General features: G+C 62.1%; 13 protein-coding genes and 4 pseudogenes. 12 read left to right on the forward strand and 5 right to left on the reverse strand.

Annotated features, from left to right (window positions below; genetic code table 11):
* The first annotated feature begins 131 nt into the window (after positions 1-131).
* Positions 132-371: a hypothetical protein gene (locus ACTHN9_RS08080; RefSeq protein ID WP_440536238.1), complete on the forward strand. Its 240-nt coding sequence runs from the start codon at positions 132-134 to the stop codon at positions 369-371.
* A 12-nt stretch (positions 372-383) separates the two neighbouring features.
* Here ACTHN9_RS08080 and ACTHN9_RS08085 read toward each other — a convergent pair whose 3' ends face one another.
* On the reverse strand, positions 384-1,277 hold the full coding sequence (locus ACTHN9_RS08085; protein WP_440536239.1) for a LysR family transcriptional regulator: 894 nt from the start codon (positions 1,275-1,277) through the stop codon (positions 384-386).
* A 213-nt stretch (positions 1,278-1,490) separates the two neighbouring features.
* Here ACTHN9_RS08085 and ACTHN9_RS08090 point away from each other — a divergent pair, with 213 nt between their 5' ends.
* From ACTHN9_RS08090 to ACTHN9_RS08105, 4 genes are all read left to right on the forward strand, one after another.
* Positions 1,491-2,618, forward strand: coding sequence for an MFS transporter (locus tag ACTHN9_RS08090; protein WP_440536249.1), 1,128 nt, complete (start codon positions 1,491-1,493; stop codon positions 2,616-2,618).
* 86 nt (positions 2,619-2,704) lie between these two features.
* Complete coding sequence (locus ACTHN9_RS08095) at positions 2,705-3,109, forward strand: (R)-mandelonitrile lyase (RefSeq protein WP_440536240.1); 405 nt, start codon at positions 2,705-2,707, stop codon at positions 3,107-3,109.
* Positions 3,106-3,849 (forward strand): SDR family oxidoreductase, encoded by a 744-nt coding sequence (locus ACTHN9_RS08100; RefSeq protein WP_440536241.1) that lies wholly within the window; start codon positions 3,106-3,108, stop codon positions 3,847-3,849. The genes ACTHN9_RS08095 and ACTHN9_RS08100 overlap by 4 nt, the downstream gene beginning before the upstream one ends.
* A gap of 25 nt (positions 3,850-3,874) precedes the next feature.
* Complete coding sequence (locus ACTHN9_RS08105) at positions 3,875-4,330, forward strand: cyclophilin-like fold protein (RefSeq protein WP_440536242.1); 456 nt, start codon at positions 3,875-3,877, stop codon at positions 4,328-4,330.
* A gap of 582 nt (positions 4,331-4,912) precedes the next feature.
* Here ACTHN9_RS08105 and ACTHN9_RS08110 read toward each other — a convergent pair.
* Complete coding sequence (locus tag ACTHN9_RS08110) at positions 4,913-5,800, reverse strand: LysR family transcriptional regulator (protein WP_440536243.1); 888 nt, start codon at positions 5,798-5,800, stop codon at positions 4,913-4,915.
* Positions 5,801-5,943: 143 nt separating this feature from the next.
* On the opposite strand from ACTHN9_RS08110, the gene ACTHN9_RS08115 reads away from it, so the two are divergent.
* Both ACTHN9_RS08115 and ACTHN9_RS08120 read left to right on the forward strand, forming a co-directional pair.
* Positions 5,944-6,696 carry an SDR family oxidoreductase gene (locus tag ACTHN9_RS08115; protein WP_440536244.1) on the forward strand — a complete coding sequence of 251 codons (753 nt, stop codon included), beginning with the start codon at positions 5,944-5,946 and terminating at the stop codon, positions 6,694-6,696.
* Positions 6,697-6,852: 156 nt separating this feature from the next.
* On the forward strand, positions 6,853-7,809 hold the full coding sequence (locus tag ACTHN9_RS08120; protein WP_440536250.1) for a DUF2891 domain-containing protein: 957 nt from the start codon (positions 6,853-6,855) through the stop codon (positions 7,807-7,809).
* 1,433 nt (positions 7,810-9,242) lie between these two features.
* Here ACTHN9_RS08120 and ACTHN9_RS08125 read toward each other — a convergent pair.
* Together ACTHN9_RS08125 and ACTHN9_RS08130 are read right to left on the reverse strand one after the other, a co-directional pair.
* Positions 9,243-9,509 (reverse strand): annotated as a pseudogene (locus tag ACTHN9_RS08125) (TniQ family protein); the annotation flags it as partial.
* Between the two features lie 244 nt (positions 9,510-9,753).
* Positions 9,754-10,339: pseudogene (locus ACTHN9_RS08130) on the reverse strand (EamA family transporter); the annotation flags it as partial.
* A 115-nt stretch (positions 10,340-10,454) separates the two neighbouring features.
* Here ACTHN9_RS08130 and ACTHN9_RS08135 point away from each other — a divergent pair.
* The 5 genes and pseudogenes from ACTHN9_RS08135 (at position 10,455) to ACTHN9_RS08155 (ending at position 21,779) form a co-directional block, all read left to right on the forward strand.
* Positions 10,455-11,093, forward strand: coding sequence for a hypothetical protein (locus ACTHN9_RS08135; protein WP_440536245.1), 639 nt, complete (start codon positions 10,455-10,457; stop codon positions 11,091-11,093).
* Between the two features lie 191 nt (positions 11,094-11,284).
* Positions 11,285-11,503 (forward strand): annotated as a pseudogene (locus tag ACTHN9_RS08140) (transposase); the annotation flags it as partial.
* Between the two features lie 1,113 nt (positions 11,504-12,616).
* Complete coding sequence (locus ACTHN9_RS08145) at positions 12,617-21,199, forward strand: GH36-type glycosyl hydrolase domain-containing protein (protein WP_440536246.1); 8,583 nt, start codon at positions 12,617-12,619, stop codon at positions 21,197-21,199.
* Between the two features lie 134 nt (positions 21,200-21,333).
* On the forward strand, positions 21,334-21,525 hold the full coding sequence (locus tag ACTHN9_RS08150) for a hypothetical protein (protein WP_440536247.1): 192 nt from the start codon (positions 21,334-21,336) through the stop codon (positions 21,523-21,525).
* Between the two features lie 2 nt (positions 21,526-21,527).
* Entirely contained in the window at positions 21,528-21,779 is a 252-nt protein-coding gene (locus ACTHN9_RS08155; RefSeq protein WP_440536248.1) for a DUF1488 domain-containing protein, read from the forward strand.
* Positions 21,780-22,162: 383 nt separating this feature from the next.
* Here ACTHN9_RS08155 and ACTHN9_RS08160 read toward each other — a convergent pair.
* Positions 22,163-22,378, reverse strand: a pseudogene (locus ACTHN9_RS08160) (lipocalin-like domain-containing protein); the annotation flags it as partial.
* Between the last annotated feature and the right edge of the window lie 427 nt (positions 22,379-22,805).

The raw sequence follows: 22,805 nt of genomic DNA on the forward strand, positions 1-22,805 counted from the left end.
GCTCCTCCAAGACACCGGTGCCGTAAAACAGGATGTTGCCTTCCGGCCGCGTCAGCAGATAGGCGTGCGAGGTGACGCCGTGGAACGGATGTTCCGTCTGCGTCTGCCAGAGGTCAGGGAAGAGCTGCTGCATGGTTCAAGGTTCCGAAGCCAAGATCGTCGCCCCGCGTCGCGGCGTTGCGTGGGCCGCAGCGAGCGCTTCTGTCGCTTGCGCGAAAGCGAACTCGCCGGCGGCGATCGCCACGCTTGGTCGTCGGGCGCATACCGACCCATTTGAGACGATCGACGCGCTGCTTGTTGGACGGCCGGTCAATAGCGCGAACCGGCCGTTCCAGACGGACCGCAACCTGCCGTTCCAGTTCGTTTTCTAGGATTCGTTGACGTCACCGTCGAAAGCGCAATGCGTCGACGACTAACGAGAACGCTGGAGAAGGCTGCCGTCGACTCGGGTAGTAGAGATGGTACCCGGCAAATTTTGGGCACCAGTCTTCCAGCACGCGCACGAGTTGCCCAGCGCTGACATGGGGCATCACCTCGTCTTCGGGCAGCAGGGCGATGCCCAATCCGGCGACCGCCGCTTCCACTTGCGGCGGCGTGGTGTTGAAGATGAGGGGTCCGTTCACGCGTACGTTGGCCTTACGGCCGCGCCGCTCGAAGTCCCAGACGTATAGGCCGCTCGACGTCGGCATGCGCTGGTTGATGCAACGATGCGCCGTCAGATCCCGGGGCTGCTTCGGTGCCGGATGGGCCGCGAAATACTCGGGTGATGCGACCACCGCCAGGCGCAGCACCGGCCCGATCGCGACGGCGATCATGTCCTTGTCGATGGTGCTGCCAATGCGCACGCCGGCATCGAAGCGGTCGGCCACGATGTCGCGGAACCCATAGTTCACGTCGAATTCCACCGTGACGTCCGGGTAGTCCTGCAGCAACGGCGCGAGCCTCGGCAGCAGGATGCTTTGCAGCACGTGATCGCCGCAAGTAATACGGACCGTGCCAGCCGGCTTGTCCCGCAGCTCTGTCAAGGCATCGAGCTCAGATTCGATCTCGTCGAAACGCCGCCCGATGGCCAGCATTAGGCGCTCGCCGGCCGCCGTCGTCGACACGCTGCGCGTCGTCCGCGTCAGGAGGCGGATCTGCAGCCGCTCCTCCAGCCCGCGGATGGATTGGCTCAGCGCTGATTGTGTAACACCCAGACTCGCCGCAGCGCGCGTGAAGCTGCCCTCCCGCGCGACGGTCACGAACCCCAGCAGGTCGTTCAGGTTCCTCCTTGCCACGATTCCACCCCCCCAATTCATTAGCCGCACTAATAAATGCATTCAAGTTTCATTATCTAGTAGCGCACCCGGGTCGTCTTCATAATTTGAGGCATGACTAAAGCTCCATCGATCCTCGCCCCCGAACTCTGCAGCAAGCCGCTGCCAGCGCAATCGCGTGTCACTGCTCCTCCCAGCGACCAAGAGCCCAGCCACTGGAGTGGCGTGTTCGCCATGGCGCTGTGCGTCTTTGCACTGATTGCATCGGAGTTCATGCCGATCAGCTTGCTCACGCCGATCGCAACGGATCTGCGCGTCAGCGAGGGCGTGGCCGGTCAGGCGATCGCCATGTCCGGCGCCTTCGCTGTCTTGACTAGCCTTCTGCTTCCGGCGCTGGCGCGGCGGATGGATCGCAAGACCATCCTGCTGTGTATGACCGCTTCCATGGCCGTATCCGGTGCCCTGATCGCTTCGGCGCAGGGTCTTGTGATGTACATGATGGGCCGCGTCCTGATCGGGGTGTCCGTCGGCGGCTTCTGGTCCATGTCCGCCGCTACGGCGATCCGGCTCGTGCCCGCGTCGAAGGTCCCGCGCGCGCTGGCCATCTTTAACGGCGGCAATGCGCTCGCCACGGTCATCGCCGCCCCGCTGGGCAGCTTCATCGGCTCGCTGGTCGGATGGCGCGGCGCCTTCTTCGGTCTCGTGCCCCTCGCGGTGCTCGCCTTCGCCTGGCAATGGGCGAGCCTGCCAACGATGCGGGCAGACGCGCCGGCTCTCGGATCCCGCAATGCGCTGCGCCTGCTGGCGGATCCGCTGGTGCTGCTGGGGATGGCGGCAGTCGGCCTTTTCTTCATGGGGCAGTTCGCGCTCTTCACCTATGTTCGCCCTTTCCTGGAAACGACGACGAACGCCAATGCCTCGACCCTCTCACTGGTACTGCTTGCGATCGGGGTGGCGGGCTTTATCGGCACGGCAGTCATCGGCTGGTTCCTCTCCCGCAACCTGTACTGGACTCTGGTCACCATCCCGCTCGCGCTGGCCGCGGTGGCCGTAGCGCTAATCCTGTTCGGAGAACAAAACGCCGCCGCCGTTGGGCTGCTGGCCGGGTGGGGGTTGCTCGCGACCGCGGCACCCGTCGGCTGGTGGAGCTGGCTGGCAACGACGCTGCCGGAAAGTGCCGAGGCAGGTGGAGGGCTGATGGTCGCTGTGGTCCAGTTGGCTATTGCACTGGGCTCGACGGTGGGAGGAGTGCTGTTCGATGCCAGCGGCTACGAGAGCACCTTCGGCTTCAGTGCGCTGCTTTTGGTGTCTGCGGCGGCGCTAGCGTTAGCGACGGCTCGCAGCAGTCGCCGAGTAATGTGAACGACCAGTCGGAGAAGATTTCCTTCGACAGACTGGAAGCCTGCTTCAGGCGCATCCGGAAGCAGGCGTGAAATGGAGAAGCTGCAATGGAACTGAAACGCCCAGGTACGCAACCGTCCATCAAGGGACCTGCCGAGTGGTTCACCGGCTGCGTTCGCATCGATCCCTTGAGCAACCCTCCGGCTCCGGCTCGCCACTCGTGCGCCGTCGTGACTTTCGAGCCGGGAGCACGCACGAACTGGCACACGCACCCGCTCGGGCAGACGCTCATCGTCACAGCGGGATGCGGCTGGACGCAGTGCGAAGGCGAGGAAAGGGTGGAGATCCGTGCCGGCGACGTGATCTGGTGCCCGCCGAACCACAAGCACTGGCACGGCGCCACGTCGACGACAGCAATGACGCACATCGCCGTCCAGGAGGCACTCGACGGTAAGCCAGTGGAGTGGCTGGAGCCCGTTTCCGACAACCAGTACTTGGGAGAGAAGTCGTGATCAAGGACAAGGTTGTCATCATCACGGGCGCGTCGTCGGGCATCGGTGCAGCCACCGCAAGGCTGCTCGCGGCCAAGGGCGCCAAGGTGGTCCTGGGCGCCCGCCGCGAAAAGGAGTTGAAGCGACTCGCGGACGAGATCGGCAACGCTGGCGGCCAAGCCGCGTATCACCCCCTCGACGTGACCCGGCAGTCCGACAACGACGACATCGTCAACCTGGCGAGGCAGACTTTCGGGCGCATCGACGTCATGTTCCTGAACGCCGGCCTCATGCCCAACTCCCCCCTCTCGGCGCTGAAAACGGACGACTGGCACCGCATGATCGATGTGAACGTCAAGGGCGTCCTCAACGGTGTCGCTGCCGTGTTGTCCTCGTTCATCGCACAGAAGTCCGGTCACGTAATCGCGACATCGTCCGTGGCAGGCCTGAAGGCCTATCCCGGCGGAGCTGTGTACGGCGGCACCAAGTGGTTCGTGCGTGACTTCATGGAGGTCTTGCGGATGGAGTCTGCGATGGAGGGAACGAACATCCGAACTGGGACGATCTATCCGGCGGCCATCAACACCGAGTTGCTGGACACCATCAGCCACAAGGCGTCGGCCGACAGCATGCATGCCATCTACCGGCAATACGGCATCAGCGCGGACCGGGTCGCCGAGGTCGTCGCGTTCGCCATTGATCTACCCGAAGACACGACCGTCAACGAGTTTACGGTGGGGCCGTCCAACCAGCCCTGGTAAAAGTGGAAACACGAGGAGCAAGAGCATGAAGGTCAGATCCGTTGCGGCCGCGGCGCTTTGCATGAACCTGATGCACGCCTACGCCGTCCCACCGGCGGATGCTGCCGGTCCCAACGCGAACACCACGGGTGAACAGCGAATCTGCATGGCGGTCGGCGAACGCCGCTTTTCGATCACACTCGCGGACAACGAAGCGGCCCGTGCATTCGCGGCCCAGTTGCCGCTCACCCTGGACATGCCGGACCTGAACGGCAACGAGAAGCACGCAAAGCTTCCGAAGGCTCTGCCGACCAGGGACAGCCAACCCGGAACGATCCGCGTTGGCGATCTCATGGTGTGGCGCGCAGACACTCTGGTCGTCTTCTATCTCACGTTCGAATCGCCGTACTCGTACACGCGGCTGGGCCGCATCGACGAGCCGGCGTCGCTCCCGGACGTGCTCGGCAGGGGGCAGGTGCGGATCACGTTCACAAGGGAGTAACTGCGACGGTAGGCACCGAGGACCTCCCCGGCATCGACTGGGGCGACGTTTTTGCCCCAGGGAATCCTCTTCTGTCACGCAGCTTCAATTCGATGTTGGCTGCTGGGGCAATAGCCTCGCCACACCGAATCTTCAACGGCGCCAGTGACGGCCTTGCGATCGGGGAGTCGACCAGGGGACATTCCTGTTCCGCAGTCGAATGGCCGATTACGGGCGGGGAGTTGCCGCCGGAGTTCTGGAGCGACCACGGACGCGAACGGCCGTTCCTGGCCGATTCTGTTGAAAAACTCATTCTCTCGTGCCGCCGGACGACCTCGCGAAAAATCGACCTCTCAGATCGCCCTACAAATCGTTCGTCAATCCCGGTTAGGGGTAAGAGGACACGTGAAAACCTCGCTGAACTTGTAGTCGGGGAGTTTTTCAACAGAATCGGCCGGCTGCCGCCTTAGAAGGCAACGAATGGCAGCAACGCGGGCTAAAGGAGGCCTTGACATATGCATGTCTCACGGCTGCCATCTCCGAAAAATCGGCCGATTCGACGAAAGGTACGTGCTCGCTGACGATTGGCATTTCAGCAAGCTGCTAAGGATTTGGAAACGCGATTTTGTTGAAAGCCGAAATCGTCGAAAATACGTCGGAAATGAATTCAATAAACACGATGGCCCGTGTTGGAAGCAACCTGTTTGCAACATAGACAATCTGAACAGGGACGGCCGGAGCAAAGTGCCCGGTCAGAATTAACTGCAAACGACCGCTTTTTAACCCTTCCTCGAACAGCCATTCCGGTCCATGCCCGACCCCTAACCCTGCAGTGACCGCTGCTCGAACGGCCTCGGGTGAGTTGACTCTCAACCTGCCAGAGACCGGAATATCGGCGTCACGAAAGCGCCATGTCGCACCGGACGACAGCAAAGTGTAGACCACGCAATCATGTTCGCGCAGGTCATCAGGTGTGTCTGGAACTCCGCGTTTCGCCAGATAGTCCTTGCTGGCCACGACCACACGCTCGTACATTCCTATGCGCCTGGCGCGTAGCGCACTGTCCTCGAGATGTCCAATGCGAATCGCGAGTTCGACTCCCTCGTCTACAAGGTTCACGTAGCGATCGCTGATCTGAAGATCCAGCGTCAATCTGGGATACCGCTCCAGAAAGACCGGGACCTGAGGCAACACATATGCATGCGCTAACGCCGTGGGACAGGCAACGCGCAAGAGTCCCGATGGATCAACACTGTTCCTGAAAGACGATTCAGATTCGTCCACCGCGTCAAGAATCCGGCGGATATCGGCATAGTAGCGTTCACCCTCGGGCGTCAGGGCAAGCTTTCGTGTGGATCGGTGCAGCAGCCGCGTTTGGAGATGGTCCTCCAGCGCGGCTACATAGCGGCTGACGTTGGGTTGGCCCAATCCCAAATCTCGCCCTGCAGCAGAAAAACTCCCCGTCTCTACGGCCCGTGCGAAGCACGTCATCAAGAGAAATCGGTCCACGCGGCCCCCAATTCATGCAACAGAAGCATGAAATATATTCAAAACAGACATCTTATCGCCACGTCGGCATAGGTGCACATTTCTCCCTGTTGACCACGGTTGGTTGTCACTTACAGGAGAAATCAATGTCGCGCTTGCAAGGTAAACGCACCCTTATCACCGGCGGCACCAGCGGCATCGGTCTGGAAACCGCGAAGCAGTTTTTGGCCGAGGGCGCCCGCGTCGTCGTCACGGGAGTCAATCCCGATTCGATCGCCAAGGCGCAAGCCGAACTTGGACGCGAGGTTCCGGTTCTACGGGCCGACTCGGCCAGCGTCGCTGCCCAAAAGGAACTGGCACAAGCCGTCAAGGACCACTATGGCCAACTAGACGTTGCCTTTCTCAATGCTGGTGTATCCGTCTGGTTGCCGATCGAGGAATGGACGGAAGAGATGTTCGATCTCTCGTTCGATGTCAATGTCAAGGGACCGTATTTCTTGCTCCAGGCGTTGCTGCCGGTGTTCGCTAGCCCGGCGTCGGTCGTGCTCAATACGTCCATCAGTGCGCATGTTGGCGCCGAGCGCTCCTCCGTTTATGCGGCCACCAAGGCTGCGGTGCTGAATATGTCGAAGACGCTTTCGGCGGAACTGCTTGGACGCGGCGTGCGCGTCAATGCGGTCAGCCCCGGCCCGGTCGACACGCCGCTGTACGACAAGCTCGGCATCCCCGACGCCTACCGCGAACAAGTCAACAGGGATATTGCCGCCACCATCCCACTCGGCCGCTTCGGTACTCCGGAGGAGGTGGCCAAGGCTGTGCTGTACCTGGCCTCCGACGAGTCCCGTTGGACGGTCGGATCGGAAATCGTCGTGGATGGCGGCCGCATGCTCAACCGCTGATCGAGCAACGCCGGAGCTCGGGGAAAGCGTCTTCTGTTCGCGCACGAGTGGCAGGTGCTGCGTTCGGCATCACGCTTTCCCCTCCCGCGAGGCAAAAAGAGCAGAGACACGGAAAACTTCCTTTTGACGCGTGATGTTGCTGACCGCTTCGCTCGTATGGCCCTGGGTCACGTCACGAGAGAATATCCATGTTGGCCGGGCCATATCGTGTCCGGGCCAGACGACATTTGCACGCCGCGACTGCACCATCCGGTGTTTTTCGGCAGCTTCGATTGGCACTCATGTGTCCACGGGTATTGGATGCTGGCCCACTTGTTACGCCGGTTTCCTGAGCTCGATGTCGCGGGCGAGATCCGAGCGTTGTTCGAGGCGTCTCTGATTGTGGCGAAAGTCGAACGCGAATGCGCGTACTTCCGAAAGCCGCTGATGGGAAACTTCGAGCGGCCGTACGGTTGGGCATGGCTGCTCAAGCTTTTCGCTGAGCTGCACGCGTACCATGACGCGCACTGGGCACAGGCGCTATCGCCGCTGGCGCTGTTGATTCGCACGCAATTGCTGGACTTTCTTCCGAAGGCGACCTATCCGATTCGTGCTGGCACCCATGCCAATACGGCTTTTGCCGTGCGTCTGGCTCTCGATTACGCGCTGGCAACCGACGATGTTTCCTTGACGGCGCAACTGACCGCGGCGGCCCGGCGGTGGTATCTCGACGACGCGGATTGTCCGGCATGGGGGGAGCCAAGCCTCGACGAATTCCTTTCTCCCAGCTTGACGGAGGCCGAGTGCATGCAGCGAGTGCTGGAACCGGCTGAGTTCGCGACGTGGTTCGAGAAGTTCTTCCCGCGGCTGGCACACGGTCAACCATCGTGTCTGTTTATTCCGGCCACCGTGAGTGACCATTCCGATGGACGCATCACGCATCTGAACGGGCTGAACCTGAGCCGGGCTTGGTGCTTGTGGTCGCTCGCCAGTTCGCTGCCTGCTGACGATGCAAGGGCCAGGAGAATGCGGGAGGCCGCGAATTTGCATTGGTCGGTCGCGTTTCCGCATGTCAGCGGAAATTACATGGCCGAACATTGGCTCGCGACGTTTGCAACGTTGGCGCTGACGTGATCTCACCTGTACGCAAATGCTGCAAGACGGACTTTATTGCGTGGCAGGATCGCCGAACTGCGATTCCCGCGTGTCATGACGGACTTTGCGCCCGAGCAGACTCCTAAGCCGAGGGCCTTTCGATCAATGACTTGCGAACTGGCCCTTAGACGGACTTTATTCTCTCGGATCATGTTGCTGATCCCGAGTAATAAGGTCCGTCATGGAAGAATAAAGTCCGTCAGGGGGACAGACGATGTGGGGCGTCGCGACACCGGAGCGAGCGTGGTGGCCGGAACGACCGAGAATGCGTTGGGGAGGTCCCAACGCCATTCGGGTTGCATGCGTTGTGCGCGCCTGTTAGGCGCGCCAGGGGACGCTGCGTCGGCTCGGCACGTCAAGGGCGGCGGCACCGGTTCTGTTTGCGCTTGCGAGAAGCGCAGCTTCATCGGCGCATGTCGACCCGTTGCGGTGGATCGACGGACGGGCGGAACATCCAGGGGCGGGTATCAGAGCGCAACGGTTATTGCGCGCCGTGGATTACAGACTAGATATGTCCGATCTGACGTTGTCGTAGGACTGGCCATGCACTACCGTTGAGACATTAGCCTAACGGCAGTTGGAACATCGATACGCTGTCCCGAAGTGAGTCAACCTCCGCTAATCCGCAGAAATTCGGCCAGTTCTGCGCCCCTCGGCCCTCTGGCAGGCCGTGCCTTCCAGTAGCGACGCATCGCGTTGCCCCAGCTCGCTAGGTCGTCGTCACTGGCTGCGAGTAATCTCTCAAACGTCGCGTGGTGGGCTGAAGTCAGCAATGGGGGGATAGAGGGAAGCCCAAAATTGCGTCGAAAACGCCGGGCCGTATCGTACGAACAATCGAGCGCGCGAGCTATGCGATCGTAATCGCCATGCATGGCTACAAAAAGACGAACAAATCCACGCGCCGAACGGCCCGCGTCTGTTCGAGCTGGAAGATCCGCCGGCCGATTTGCTGTGCGAGCAGTCGCTGCATCGGTATTCAAATCCTCAAAGCTTTCGAACAGGCTTGCGAGGACCATCACGATCGCTATCCCGGGGGCACCCTGGCCGCTGAATGCGGCGTCGATCATCAGATCACGTCCTGAATAGTCGGCGTGTACCAATGCGGGCCGATGCTTTTGCAGCCAGTCATGTGGAAACCGCGATCGAACGTGACGGCTAAGCGATGTTGAGCATGAGCGATGTTTCCGTGCTCTTCCGATCGCGCGTTCAATGCACCGTTGTCCGACGCGGAGTCGAAGATGTGAAGGTTCAACGCCGCGTTCTAGCAGAGAAAGGGCATGTGCCCGATACCTCGCTACGATCTCGTCGTCGCAGTTAGGAATCGTTTCGCGGATGTATCTCCGATCTCTTATGTAATAACTGGGCAAACGTTCCGCGGCTCTGTCGTCCTGCACGAGGTTGAGCGATTCGCCATGATGGATGCAAACATCAACGCCGGGTAGCTGATGCTCCCGCCGCCACCACCCGATACCAGCATCAAGTGCGTCTTGTCGGGCGCACGCTAGGCAGAAGCGAAGGCTCTTCAGAAGCGGCCCTTCAGCGGGTTTTAACCACCCCCTTACGAGATCTTGATAACGGTAGGATTCTTTCTTACTCGATGGGCAGGCGTAGAAAAAAGGTAGCAGCGAGTGTTTTGCCAGATAGGTCTCGGGATCGATTCCGAGACGGGCCGCGACCACCTTGAATGACTGCCTGAATTCGTCGCGCTTGAGGTGATTTTTCGACTTGCCGAGCGGCGAATAATCTGCGCGAGCGCATGGGCGTGTTCATCGCTGCCATCCCATACATCCGCTAAAGCGGTCATAAGTTCTGCATTCCGACGTACGTCGGAATGTTTGCCAAAGTTTAATCGATGGCGTGCATAAGCGCATAGTCGATCTAACAATTTTGTGTGACGGACAATGCGGCCGGAGAGGATGCGACTCACCTGCGGTGGTGGATGTCGGGAAAATGCGCGTGCGAATGCGTAATGGGCAAATGAGCATGCGGGTGGGTATGCGGCTCATCGCCCGCATACGGAAAGTCGTGCTCATGCTGATGATGCTCATCGTGGCGATGCCGATGGGTGTGTTCGGGAAACTCGTGAGTATGCTCATGCTCATGCTGCTCGCACACATGCAGCCAAACGCCGAGCGCCATCAATGCCGCGGCGCCCCAAAAGAACACGGAAGGCGGCTCGGGCCATATCGCCAGCGAGAGCGCCACGCCGAATAATGGCCACCCACGCGATCGCCGCGGTCAACACGCTTTCGAGATTCAGTAGCAGCGAAGAGCTCGCTGCCGATGTGCTCGAGAGGCCCAGCATCAACAACGCGGGTCCCGCCACGCCTCCCGCAAGGATGGCACCCGTCAGCCACGGCAGTTCAGCTCTCGGAATCCGATGGTTGGCCGTTGCGCTCTGAGGGGACTGCCGGAGCCTCCGGACACGGATACCGATGCCGAGCCCAACACCGCTGCCAAGGTAAAACAGGCCGGCCACCATGAGAGCGGACATGGAGCCGAAGAGCGCTCCACCGCCGCGTGCGCACGCTCATGAAGCGCATAGGCGTGGATGCGCTGTTCTGCAAGCGGAGCACGAGTCGACGCAACGCGCAGCACGAGGCCCGGTCCTATCCGCTGCGGGCATGAAGATCGAGCTGGCCAACCAGGGCCTGGGCGCTCGACGCGACCTACGTTTCCATGGCGCGCGGCTTCGTGTATCTGGCGGCGGTGGTGGACCGGGTCAGCCGCAAGACCTCGCGCACCGCTTGGCGATCATGCTGGAGGCCGTATACGCCGTTGAAACGCCGGAAGATGCATTCGCCCGCTATGGGCACCCCGACGTCGTCAAAACCGGCTTGGGGCGCCAGTTCACGGCGGGAGCCGCCACGGAGACGGTGCCGAGCCGAAGCATTCGGCTGTCGATGGACGGCAAAGGCGCCCGGCGCTCCCCCTGCGTATTGATCCAATCGATCAATGCCCGACACGCGATGGGCATGGAACTACGATTCCGGACCAATGAGAACATCAACGGCGGCCTGACCTGCAATCTCCGCTACGAGGTACGCCCAGCGCTCGGAGAACGGACCATGCCGAACAGGAACGACCGCCCCGTCGATGCTGGTGCGGCCGACATTATGGCCCTTTATCGTGAACGTCACACTGTACATATCCTGCGCAACCTCGGTCAGTGCCACATGGATTTCGAAACCCCGATAGGTAATCAATCGATTCATGTCTGCTCCTGGCTGACGTACCCGGGGTGTGTGGCACGGATCGTATGAATATCCGAGCCACAATGCGCTTATACGCCTGCAATTTAATCGCGTTTCAGATTGTATGCCGGCAGCTCCTGAATGTGGCGTAGAAGCTGCGGCAGCACTGGCGGGCGTATAGTCGTTGGCCACGCTTTCGCCATGGTCCGCACAGCCGGAGGGATCCCTCCTCCGCGGTGCCTACCCCTGCTGACAGCCCGAGCATGTCGCGCAAGGGAAACTGCCTCGACAATGCCGCGATGGAAAGCTTCTTTGGTACGCTCAAATCCGAGTTCTACTATGCCAATGAATTCCGGGATGTTGATGAACTCGAGGCTGGGCTGGAGGAATACATTCGCTACTACAATCATGACCGCATCAAGCTGAAGTTGAGCGGACTGAGTCCGGTCGAGTACAGGACTCGGTTCGCTTCGGCATAGCTCACAACCGTCCAACCTTCGGGGCGCAGTTCAGGTGTGGTTGCGGACGCAAGCCTGCGCGCATTCAGCCTGGAATTCTGTAGCGTGTCGAGTGGGAGCCGAGATGTTTGACGACGCGCTGGTCAGAAGCGGTGGCGCACGCAACACGCGCTTGCAATACCGCATCGGATCCTGATGAGCCCACTGTATACCCTCTTGAGCAGGAAAGGCAGCAATTCCGTTAGCCGCGATAATGGACATCGGCCGTCTTTCCAAAATCGCCCGTCTGGAGGGCCTGCATGGGTACCCCCGAAAATAGATCGCGACAGCATCATCAAAAGCGCCCAAACTGCGTGGCACGATGGTCGCGTCTGCGGCCAGCGAAATTGGAGAAATACGATGGCAAAGGGTCAAATGCGCGGCAACCGGGAAGCGAAAAAGCCTAAGCAACCGAAGAAATTGCCGCCCCCCGTGGCAGGTACGTTGTCGGCGGCAGTGCCAAAGCCCGCCTCATCCAGAGAGTCCGCAAGGAAGAAATAACAGCAACCAATCACGCAGACTGCGGTCTGCCTCTCTGTTGCGTCATCCCCCCACGCTTGTCGCAGCGTCTACGGATTGGCAACAGCAAAGCCCCGCACATTCCCCGCTCCGGAATGAATTGCGCAGTTCGTCGATGATCGGCACACGCGCGTCATCAATCCGGCACTAGTGACCTCCGCCCGTCCCAAAGTCCTCGCACGGCACCCTCATACGCGGTTCGTGCCGCGGCACCGGCATATCTCCGTCACACCGGCGGATCAAGGCGATGGCCGTGAACGTTCGACCGAGTCCTGTTTCGCCACGGCTGCCATCGATGGCGCCGGCCACATGCACATTTACCGGCGGTACACACCCGCTTTTTTCGTTCCGTCCATTTGCATCGGTTTGCGTGTTCAACCGCACAGGACGAGCGCCACCTCAGTCCGTACGCGCGGCGTCTCGTCCGGCTGTCCCGCAGGAAGAACCCATCATGTATCAACCCGACAAACCGTGCACCGCCCCGAAGATGGCGCGCGGCACGGCCTTCGAAAGTATCGCGCGCGCGAACCGTCCGCCTCGTCTATTGACACTATCGACGCCGCAGGACGGACGCTCATGAAAACACTCCACCACTTTGCCGCGCTATTGCGTCCACGGGCGCCGCCATGGACCGACATCAAACCGGTGCGAGACGAATTGTTCGGGATCGAACGACTCGAGCAGCACGCGCAAAGTCTCGCTGCCGCACAGCCGGTGACAGACCAGCCGCCTGCCGTGCTGTCACTGCATACACGGCTCGACGACAACGCCGCGGTCCTGCTCGCCGCCTATCGTGCAAGCGCCGGAGAACTGGAGCGCGGCCGTAGCGTGGTGCCCGCCGCGGAATGGCTGCTCGACAACTATCACCTGGTCGAAGAACAGATCCGCGAGATCCGCGACGATCTGCCTCCCGGCTACTACCGGATGTTGCCGAAACTCGCGATCGGTCCGTTCGCCGGCTACCCGCGCGTGTTTGGTCTTGCGTGGGCGTTCGTCGCACATACCGACAGCTACTTCAACCCGCAGATCCTGCGGCGTTTCATCGATGCCTATCAACGGGTTCAACCGTTGACAATCGGCGAGCTATGGGCGGTCGCGATCACGCTGCGAATTGTGCTGATCGAGAACCTGCGGCGCCTCGCCGACCAGATCACGGCCGGCCGGGCCGCACGCGCCGATGCCGACCTACTGACCGACCGTCTGCTCGAGTCGGGCAGCGCGCGCTCCGCGCTCGAAGCAGATATTTCGACGCGCTCGTCGGGCTTGCTATCGGAACTGTTCGCGGCCCAGCTCGCTAAGCGGCTGCGCGATCAGGATCCCCGCACGACACCCGCGCTCGGCTGGCTGGAAGAGCGGCTCCGACAGCAGGGCTCGTCCGTGGAGGAGGTGGTGCGCCATGCACAGCAGCGACAAGGCGCGTCCAACGTCACCGTGCGCAACGTGATTACCAGCATGCGGATGATCTCCGACATCAGCTGGATCGATCTGATCGAAAGCGTGAGCCTCGTCGACGAACGGCTACGCGCGGGGAGTGCCTTCGCGGCAATGGATTTTACGACCCGCAATCGGTATCGCAGCGCAATCGAGCAACTGGCGCGCGGCTCGGCCTTCACCGAACTCGAAATCGCCGACCTCGCGCTGCAGCTGGCGCACACGGCCGCTAGGCCCGGCTCCGATCCAGCGCATGACGAACGCACGGCAGAGCCCGGCTATTACCTGATCGCCGAAGGCCGCGGCGCACTGGAAAACGCGATCGGGTTTCGTCCGCCGACGCGGTTGCGGCTCACGCGCTTCGGCGTCTGCCTTGGCATCGCTGGCTATGCCGGTGGGATTCTGGTGGTCGCTGTGACGCTTCTTGCGATGGCATTGTGGGCGGTGTTCGTGCTGGCACCGCAATGGCACGATGCCTGGGTGCTCGTGCTGTTCGCTGCATGCGGATTCCTGCCTGCTACGGAAATCGCGGTCGCGCTCGTCAATCGCGCGGTGACCTGGAGTTCCGGAGCGAACCCGTTGCCCGCGCTCGAGTTGACTGCCGGCGTGCCGTCGTCGCTACGTACGCTGGTGGCAGTGCCCATGCTGCTGACCAGCGAAGCCGATGTGAGCGAACTCGTCGAACGCCTCGAAGTCCATCATCTCGCGGGCACGGGCGGCGATCTGTCGTTCGCGTTGCTGGCCGACTGGCTCGACGCTGATCAGGAGACCCTCGATGGCGATGCGCCGCTGCTCGCCGTCGCCGCAGCGGCCATCGAAGCGTTGAACGACCGCTATGGGCCCGGCCCCGATGGCGACCGTTTCCTGCTGCTGGCCCGCCGGCGCGTGTTCAATGCCGGCGAAAACTGCTGGATGGGCTGGGAACGAAAGCGCGGCAAGCTGCACGAGCTCAACCGTTTGCTGCGCGGTGCGACCGACACCACGTTCGTGCCGATCGCGGGGTGCATGCCGCACGTGCCACCTGATGTGCGCTACGTCATCACGCTCGATGCGGATACCCGGCTGCCGCGCGACGCCGCATCGCGCCTAGTCGGAAAAATGGCCCATCCGCTGAACCGGCCGAGATTCAGCAGCGTCGAGCAACGCGTCGTGGGCGGCTACGCGATTCTTCAGCCGCGCGTGACGCCTTCGCTGCCGGTAGGCCAGGAAGGGTCGCTACATCAGCGCGTGTTCTCCGGCCCCGGCGGGATGGATCCCTATGCTGCCGCTGTCTCTGACGTTTATCAGGATCTGTTCGGCGAAGGCTCGTTTACCGGCAAGGGCATCTATGACGTCGATGCATTCGAAGCCGCGTTGCAGGGGCGCGTGCCCGAGAATGCGTTGCTCAGTCACGATCTGTTCGAGGGCGTCTTTGCGCGTGCGGGGCTGGCGTCGGATGTCGAAGTGGTCGAAGAAGCGCCGGCTCGCTACGACGTCATGGCGAAGCGCCAGCATCGCTGGACGCGCGGCGACTGGCAGTTGCTTCCGTGGATCGTCGGACATCGGCGCGGGGACCGTCAGGCGATGCCGTTGATCGGCCGTCTCAAGATGCTCGACAATCTGCGCCGCTCGCTGATCGCTCCGCTGATGGTCGCCGAGCTTGCGGTGTGCTGGCTCATGCCACTGCCCGCCGGGATTGCCGGTGTGGTGTGGATGCTATGCGTGCTCGCGATTCCTGCCTTCCTGCCGACCGTGTTTGCGATCCTGCAGCGTCGCACGGGTGTTCGTCTGCACAGCCGCGTTCGTACGTTGGGCGGTGACGCGCGGCTCGCCGCGCTGCAAACGCTGCTGTCCGCCGCGTTTCTCGCCGACCACGCGTGGCGCATGGGGGATGCGATCATCCGGACCCTGGTACGGCTGTTCGTGACGCACCGGCATCTGCTCGAATGGACCACCGCCGCGCAGTCGAAAGGCGACCCGCGGCTCGACCTGCGTGGCTTCTATCGGCGGATGGCCGGCTCGACCGCGCTCGCGCTGGCACTGCCTGCCGGGGCGATCGCCGTCGCGCCGTCGCGTTGGCCGCTGGTGCTGCCGATCGCATTGTTGTGGCTTGCCGCACCGGCGCTCGCGCTGTGGTCGAGCCGATCGCCGGCCGCCGCGCGGCGACTTGCCACATCCGGGCAGGACACACGCTACCTGCGTCTGATCGCACGACATACCTGGCGTTTCTTCGAGACGTTCGTGACCCCGGAAGAACACATGCTTCCGCCGGATAATTTTCAGGAAGACCCAAAGCCGGTCGTCGCGCACCGTACGTCGCCGACCAACCTCGGGCTGTATCTGCTTTCGGCCGTCGCCGCGCGCGATTTCGGCTGGGCCGGTACGACGCAAACCGTCGAACGGCTCGAAGCTGCATTCGCTTCGATGCAAAAGCTGACGCGCTTCAAGGGGCATTTCTATAATTGGTACCGCACCCAGGACCTGCAGGCGCTCGCACCGGCGTATGTCTCGTCGGTCGATAGCGGCAATCTAGCCGGTCATTTGATCGCACTCGCCAATGCCTGCGAGGAATGGCGGGATGCGCCGCTCGCGCCGGGAGCCCGCTCCGGCATGCTCGACAACCTGCATCTGGCGCGTACGGCACTGGATACATTGCGTGCGTCCGGCGGCGAACGCGGCAGGCAGTTGCTTGCCATCCTCGAAGAAATCGACACCCAGCTGCGCGGACTGCAGACGCTCGAAGCCGTGTCGCCAGTGCTTGCGCGCCTCACGAAGAAAGCGCTGGACGCCACGCGTGACATCATGCCCGCCGGCGGCGACGACGATTACGCCGACCTGCTGTTCTGGGTCGAGGCCATGGTGGAAAACGTGGCAGAACACGGCCGCGACCAGTTGGACCAGACCGCCGACCCGCAATCGCTGCGGAGGCGCCTGACCGCGCTCGCCGAAACCTCGCGTGCGATGGCGTTCGGCATGGACTTCGCGTTCCTGCTCGATCCCGAACGCAAGCTGCTGTCGATCGGCTACTCGCTTGCCGATAACAGCCTCGACCCGAGCTGCTACGATCTGCTGGCCTCCGAAGCGCGACTCGCGAGCCTGTTCGCGATCGCGAAGGGTGACGTAACGACGGCGCACTGGTTCCGCCTCGGCCGGGCCGCGACGCCGGTCGGCACTGGCTCCGCGCTGATCTCGTGGTCGGGATCGATGTTCGAGTATCTGATGCCGTCGCTGGTGATGCGCGCGCCGGTCGGCAGCCTGCTCGAACAGACGAGCACGCTGATCGTGGAACGACAACGCTCGTATGGGTGCGCGCTCGGCATTCCCTGGGGCATCTCGGAGTCCGCCTATAACGCGCGCGACATGGAATTCACCTACCAGTATTCGAACTTCGGCGTGCCGGGCCTTGGCCTCAAGCGCGGCCTCTCCGAAAACCGGGTGATTGCGCCTTACGCTACTGGCCTCGCGACAATGGTCGCACCACAGGCAGCCTGCGAAAACTACGCTCAACTTGCCGCGCTCGGTGCATTGGGACGCTATGGTTTCTACGAGGCGCTTGACTTCACCCGCAGCCGCCTGCCCGACGGCGAGCACTTCGCTATCGTGCGTAACTTCATGGCTCATCACCAGGGCATGACGATCGTGGCGATCGCCAACACCTTGCTCAACGCGCAGATGCGGACGCGTTTTCATCGTGAGCCGATGATTCAGGCAAGCGAGTTGCTGTTGCAGGAACGCATGCCGCGCGATGTGGCCGTCGCGCACCCGCGTGCCGAAGAAGTGAACATATCGGCGACCGACGCTGGTACGGCGCCGCGCATCGTGCGCCGTGTCGTCGAGCAGACATCCGCCACGCGGGCCCCCATCACGCATTTGCTGTCCAACGGCCGGTACGCGGTGATGTTGACCGCGACCGGCGCAGGCTACAGCCGCTGGCGCGATCTGGCGATCACGCGCTGGCGCGAAGACACGACCCGCGATAACTGGGGCTCATTTATCTTCCTGCGGGATACGCTACGCGACCATGTCTGGTCCGCGGGAGCGCAGCCGTTCACCGGCGAAGTCGAGTCCGGCGACGTGGTGTTTGGCGAGGATCGCGTCGAATTTACCCGCCGCGACGGCTCGCTCACCACCACAATGGACGTGCTCGTGTCCGGCGAGGCGGACGGCGAAGTCCGCCGCGTATCACTCACGAACAGCGGCCGCAGTGCGCGAGAAATCGAACTCACGTCGTATGCCGAACTCGCGCTGACGACCCAGGCCGCCGACAACGCGCATCCGGTCTTTTCCCGGATGTTCGTGCAGACGGAGCAACTCGCGGAATTCGGCGCACTGGTGGCGACGCGCCGCCCGCGCTCGCACGACGACCCACAGATCTGGGCCGCGCATTTTGCGGTCGTCGAAGGCGAGATCATCGCCGAACCGCAATACGAAACCGACCGCATGCGCTTTCTCGGCCGTGGCCGCAGTGTGGGCAACGCCGCATCCATCGTCAACGGCAGGCCGCTGGGCAATACCACCGGCACCGTGCTTGACCCGGTCTTTGCGCTACGCTATCGCGTACGGGTGCCACCGGGCAAGGTGGCGCGCGTAACCTTCTGGACCGTGGTGGCCGAGTCGCGCGCACAGTTGCTCGACCTGATCGACAAGCACCATGATCGCAACGCGTTCGATCGCGCGAAGACACTCGCGTGGACCCAGGCTCAGGTGCAGTTGCGCTACCTCGACGTCAAAGCCGAAGAAGCCGCGGATTTTCAGCGGCTCGCCGCACCTATCCTGTACGCCGACCCACGCTTCAGGGCGCCGTCCGAGGCGATCGTGCGCGGGGCCGGCACGCAGTCGGGCCTGTGGCCGCACGCGATATCGGGCGACCTGCCGATCGTGTTGCTGCGCATCGGAGACGTCGAAGATATCGCCCAGGTCCGGCAGTTATTGAAAGCACACGAATACTGGCGAATGAAGCGGCTCGCCGTCGATCTCGTGATCATCAATGAACGGGCCTCGTCGTATATCCAGGGATTGCAGACGACAATCGAGACCGCTGTGCGCAGCAGCCAGACACGCCCCCGCTTTGGCGAAGAGCTGGCGCAAGGAACGGTCTACACGCTGCGCGCCGATCTGATGAGCATGGATACGCGTGCGTTGCTGCAATCTGCCGCGCGGGTCGCCCTGATCGCCCGGCACGGGTCCGTCGCGACACAGCTCGCACGCATGCCGTATGCCCAGAACGAGGCGCCCGAGCCGCGCCGGCAAAGCCGGCCGATGTTGTCGCCATGGGCCACCCCGCTCGATGCATCCGGGACCTCCCTCCCGATCACGGCCGTGCTCGAGTTTTTCAACGGCCTCGGCGGTTTCGACAAGAACGGCCGCGAATACGTGACCGTGCTGACCGCGGGCGCCGCAACACCGGCACCGTGGATCAACGTGATCGCCAATCGGGATTTTGGCTTTCAGGTTGCGGCGGAAGGCACTGGCTATACGTGGGCTGAAAACAGCCGCGAGAACCAGCTCACACCGTGGTCGAACGATCCTGTCGAGAATCCCGCCGGCGAAGCGCTCTACGTCCGCGATGAAATGACCGGAGACGTCTGGGGCGCCACCGCGCTACCGATCCGCGACGGCGGGACCTATATCGCGCGTCATGGCCATGGCTACAGCCGCTTCGAACACGAAGCGCACGGCGTTGCGCTCGAATTGCTGCAATACGTGCCGCTCGCAGATCCGTTGAAAATTTCCCGACTCACGCTGCGCAATACGTCCGGTATCGCACGGCGCTTATCGGTGACGGCGTGGATGGAATGGGTGCTTGGTACATCCCGCGGTGCGTCGGGGCCGTTCGTCGTAACGGAAATCGATCCGGTCACCGGCGCGATGTTCGCGCGCAATCCGTGGAGCATGGCATTCGGCACGCGCATCGCGTTCGCCGACCTCGGTGGCCGGCAAACGGCATGGACTGCGGATCGCACCGAATTCCTCGGCCGTCACGGCGACGCCGCCGCGCCGCTCGGGCTGACGGGTGACGCACCGCTGTCCGGCGCAATCGGCGCGGGGCTCGACCCGTGTGCGGCCTTGCAGGGCTTCATCGAACTGGGCGCGAACGAGACGGTCGAGGTGGTCGCGTTCGTCGGTCAATGTGCGTCCGCCGACGAGGCGCGAGCGTTGATCCAGCGCTATCGCCGCGCCAATCTCGACGCCGTGCTCGCGGACGTGACGCAGCACTGGCAGAACGTGCTCGGTGCCATTCAGGTGAAAACGCCCGACCGCGCGATGGACCTGATGCTGAACGGCTGGCTGCTGTATCAGACGCTCGCGTGTCGTATTGAGGCGCGCTCGGCGTTCTATCAGGCCAGCGGCGCATACGGGTTCCGCGACCAGTTGCAGGACGGCATGGCGCTCACGCACGTGCAGCCCGACGAAACGCGGCGGCATCTGCTGCGCGCGGCGTCACGGCAGTTCGTCGAAGGCGATTTTCAGCACTGGTGGTTGCCGCACTTTGGGCAAGGGGTGCGCACCCGGATCTCCGACGACCGTGTCTGGCTGGCATTCGCCGCCGCGACGTACATTGGTTGCAGCGGCGACGCCGCCGTGTTGGACGAAAACGTATCGTTCCTCGATGGGCCGCTATTGCGGCCCGGCGAGCACGATGCGTTCTTCCAGCCGATGATCGCGGACGAATCCGCGTCGCTGTTCGAGCATTGCGCCCGCGGCCTCGATCAATGTATCGCGTTGACCGGCGTGCATGGCTTACCGCTGATCGGCACCGGCGACTGGAACGACGGGATGAATCGGGTCGGTGCGCAAGGCAGCGGGGAAAGCGTCTGGCTCGGCTGGCTGCTGCTGCGCACCGTCGAGCTGTTCGCTCCGCTCGCCGAAGCGCGCGACGCACAGCGTGCCGCACGCTGGCGCGCGCATGCAACGTCGGTGCGCATTGCGCTGGAGCGCGACGCATGGGACGGCGAGTGGTATCGCCGTGCGACATTCGACGACGGCACATGGTTAGGCTCACACACGAACGAGGAATGCCGGATCGATTCGATCGCTCAGTCATGGGCAGTGCTGTCGGGTGCCGCGGACCCGGCGCGTGCCGCGCTGGCCATGGTTTCGCTGGAGAAGCATCTGATCCACCGCGACGACGGGATGGCGCTGCTGTTCACGCCGCCGTTCGATCGCACGTCGCGCGATCCGGGCTATATCAAGGGCTATCCGCCGGGGCTACGCGAGAACGGCGGTCAGTACAGCCATGCGGCGATGTGGGCGATTCTGGCGTACGTGAAACTCGGCGACGGCAACCGCGCAGCTGAACTGTTTGCGCTGCTCAATCCGGTCAACCATGCGCGCACGCCGGTCGAGGTCGATCGCTACAAGGTCGAGCCCTATGTCATTGCAGCCGACGTATATTCGGTGGCGCCTCATGTCGGCCGCGGCGGCTGGACCTGGTACACGGGGTCGGCGGGATGGATGTACCGCGCCGGTGTGGAGGGCATTCTGGGAATCAGGCGGGAAGGCGATTGGCTGGTGATGAACCCTTGTATTCCGGATGCGTGGCCCGGCTTCACGGCAACCGTTGACATGCATTCGACGCGGTATGAGATTTGCGTCGCATCAATCTCGCGCTGCGGCCCGATGCATGCCGTGCTCGACGGCGAGCCTGTTGACTGCAACGGGGAAGGCGTACGGGTGCCGCTGGATGCAGGATCGCATACGCTGTTGCTGGACTTATCTGTGTTGGTCGCGACCTTATCTGAAAGTTAGCCCGAGGCACACATTCAAAGAGGCGGCGAGCCAAACCCATGGACGTTCTGCAAAGAAAGAACACCGGTATTGTACAAAGGGTGTACAGTGGTTTGACCGGTCGCCTTACGCTACCTACTGCTGCGAGAGCAATCATGCAATCACCCACCAAACCTGCTTCCAGACCGACTGGCGCCCCGAGCGAATACGCCATCGAGCGCAAGACCGCTGCTCAACGACTCGAAACGGCGGACGCTCTGCGCGCTGACAAGAGACGTCTGAGCTACGCCTCCATCGATTCAAACGCCAGCAAGTGGCGTTATTCGGTCACAAACGAGAAAAGCTGATCGTGGCGCTCCAATTTCCCAACCCTAGTCGCAGCTATGATGCGGGCCGTCACTGCGTAAGCTTCTGGGGATACGACAACTCCCGGGAAATCACCTTCGTGGTCGACGATGCGATGCTGAAAAATCTGCAGCCTGGCGTGGGCAATGACGAACGCTCGATACTCGGTGCCTTCGATGTGTGCCGCGAGAAGCTGCTCGAAATCGCCAGAAAGCTGTATGTAGGTGGTCTGCAAAACCGCTACTCGATTTTGTGATCCTTATTATCAGATTTGGCCGCTACCGCCCCCAACCTATCGTGGCACTCGGCTGAACTCACCCTGATCGTTCCATTCCAGCCGCGCACCATCGTTGCAGATGACGGTTCGATTTCGATCGATGGGGGCCGAAGTCTAGGAATTTTACAACGGCCGTTGCGCCTTGGAAGCGGGCATTGCGCGTGCATCGGTTCGAAGGGCGGAAGTGGGTCGGCATCTGTCGCCGGCGTCGCGTTTGCCAACGGTGCGGTGCACGCCTCGTCGTCGGGCCGGATCCGACCCCAAGCCGACCGAGAGGCAACCCAAATTTGGTCAGCCAAAGTTGGCTGCCCGGTTGCCAGACTCATCGCCAAGTTGACGACCTGAAAACTAACATTGCGAAATTACTCGCGTCTAAAGCTGAGAGTAGCCCTTCCTATTGGATTTCCTGGCACCAACGGATTCGGCATCCAGGCCGTACTGACGTCGAGCGTGTCTCCATCAAGCTTGTAGAATCGTTCCTGCTCACTGCCGTTCCAGGCTTCATTCCAGGATGAATCAATCTTTGTAATGAACCTATCCTTATCAATCCGATACCGTCCTGTATAGGCCATCACAGTGCGGAAGAGGTCTTTCCTCTAATTCTGACATTCGGATTGCAGCCGGGCCGCCGCACATTCGGTCAACCCACTGGCAGGATTTCCCAACGGGCGCATCAGTCGCGCCGGCGCGGCCAGTGCCGTCATACCGCATCGATTCCGACGTAGCGATCGCCCCACGCGTTCCGCGTAGCTAAAATTATCGCAAGACGGACTTTATTCCGCGGTAGGACCGCGGAACCGCGGTTTCCGCTCGTCAAGGCTGACTTTGCGCCCGAGCAAGTCCAAGGCCAAGAGCCTTACGATTCAAGAGCTTACGAACTGTCCCTTAGACGAACTTTATTCTCCCAGATCATCGGTCCGCGATGTGCCGGGCGCCTCAGTGACGCCCTTCCTGTCGCAGATGCGCTTGTAGCGCGGCTTGCGCTCGCTGGCTGGCATCGGGGCC

Source organism: Trinickia sp., from assembly GCF_051953405.1.
GTDB lineage: Bacteria > Pseudomonadota > Gammaproteobacteria > Burkholderiales > Burkholderiaceae > Trinickia.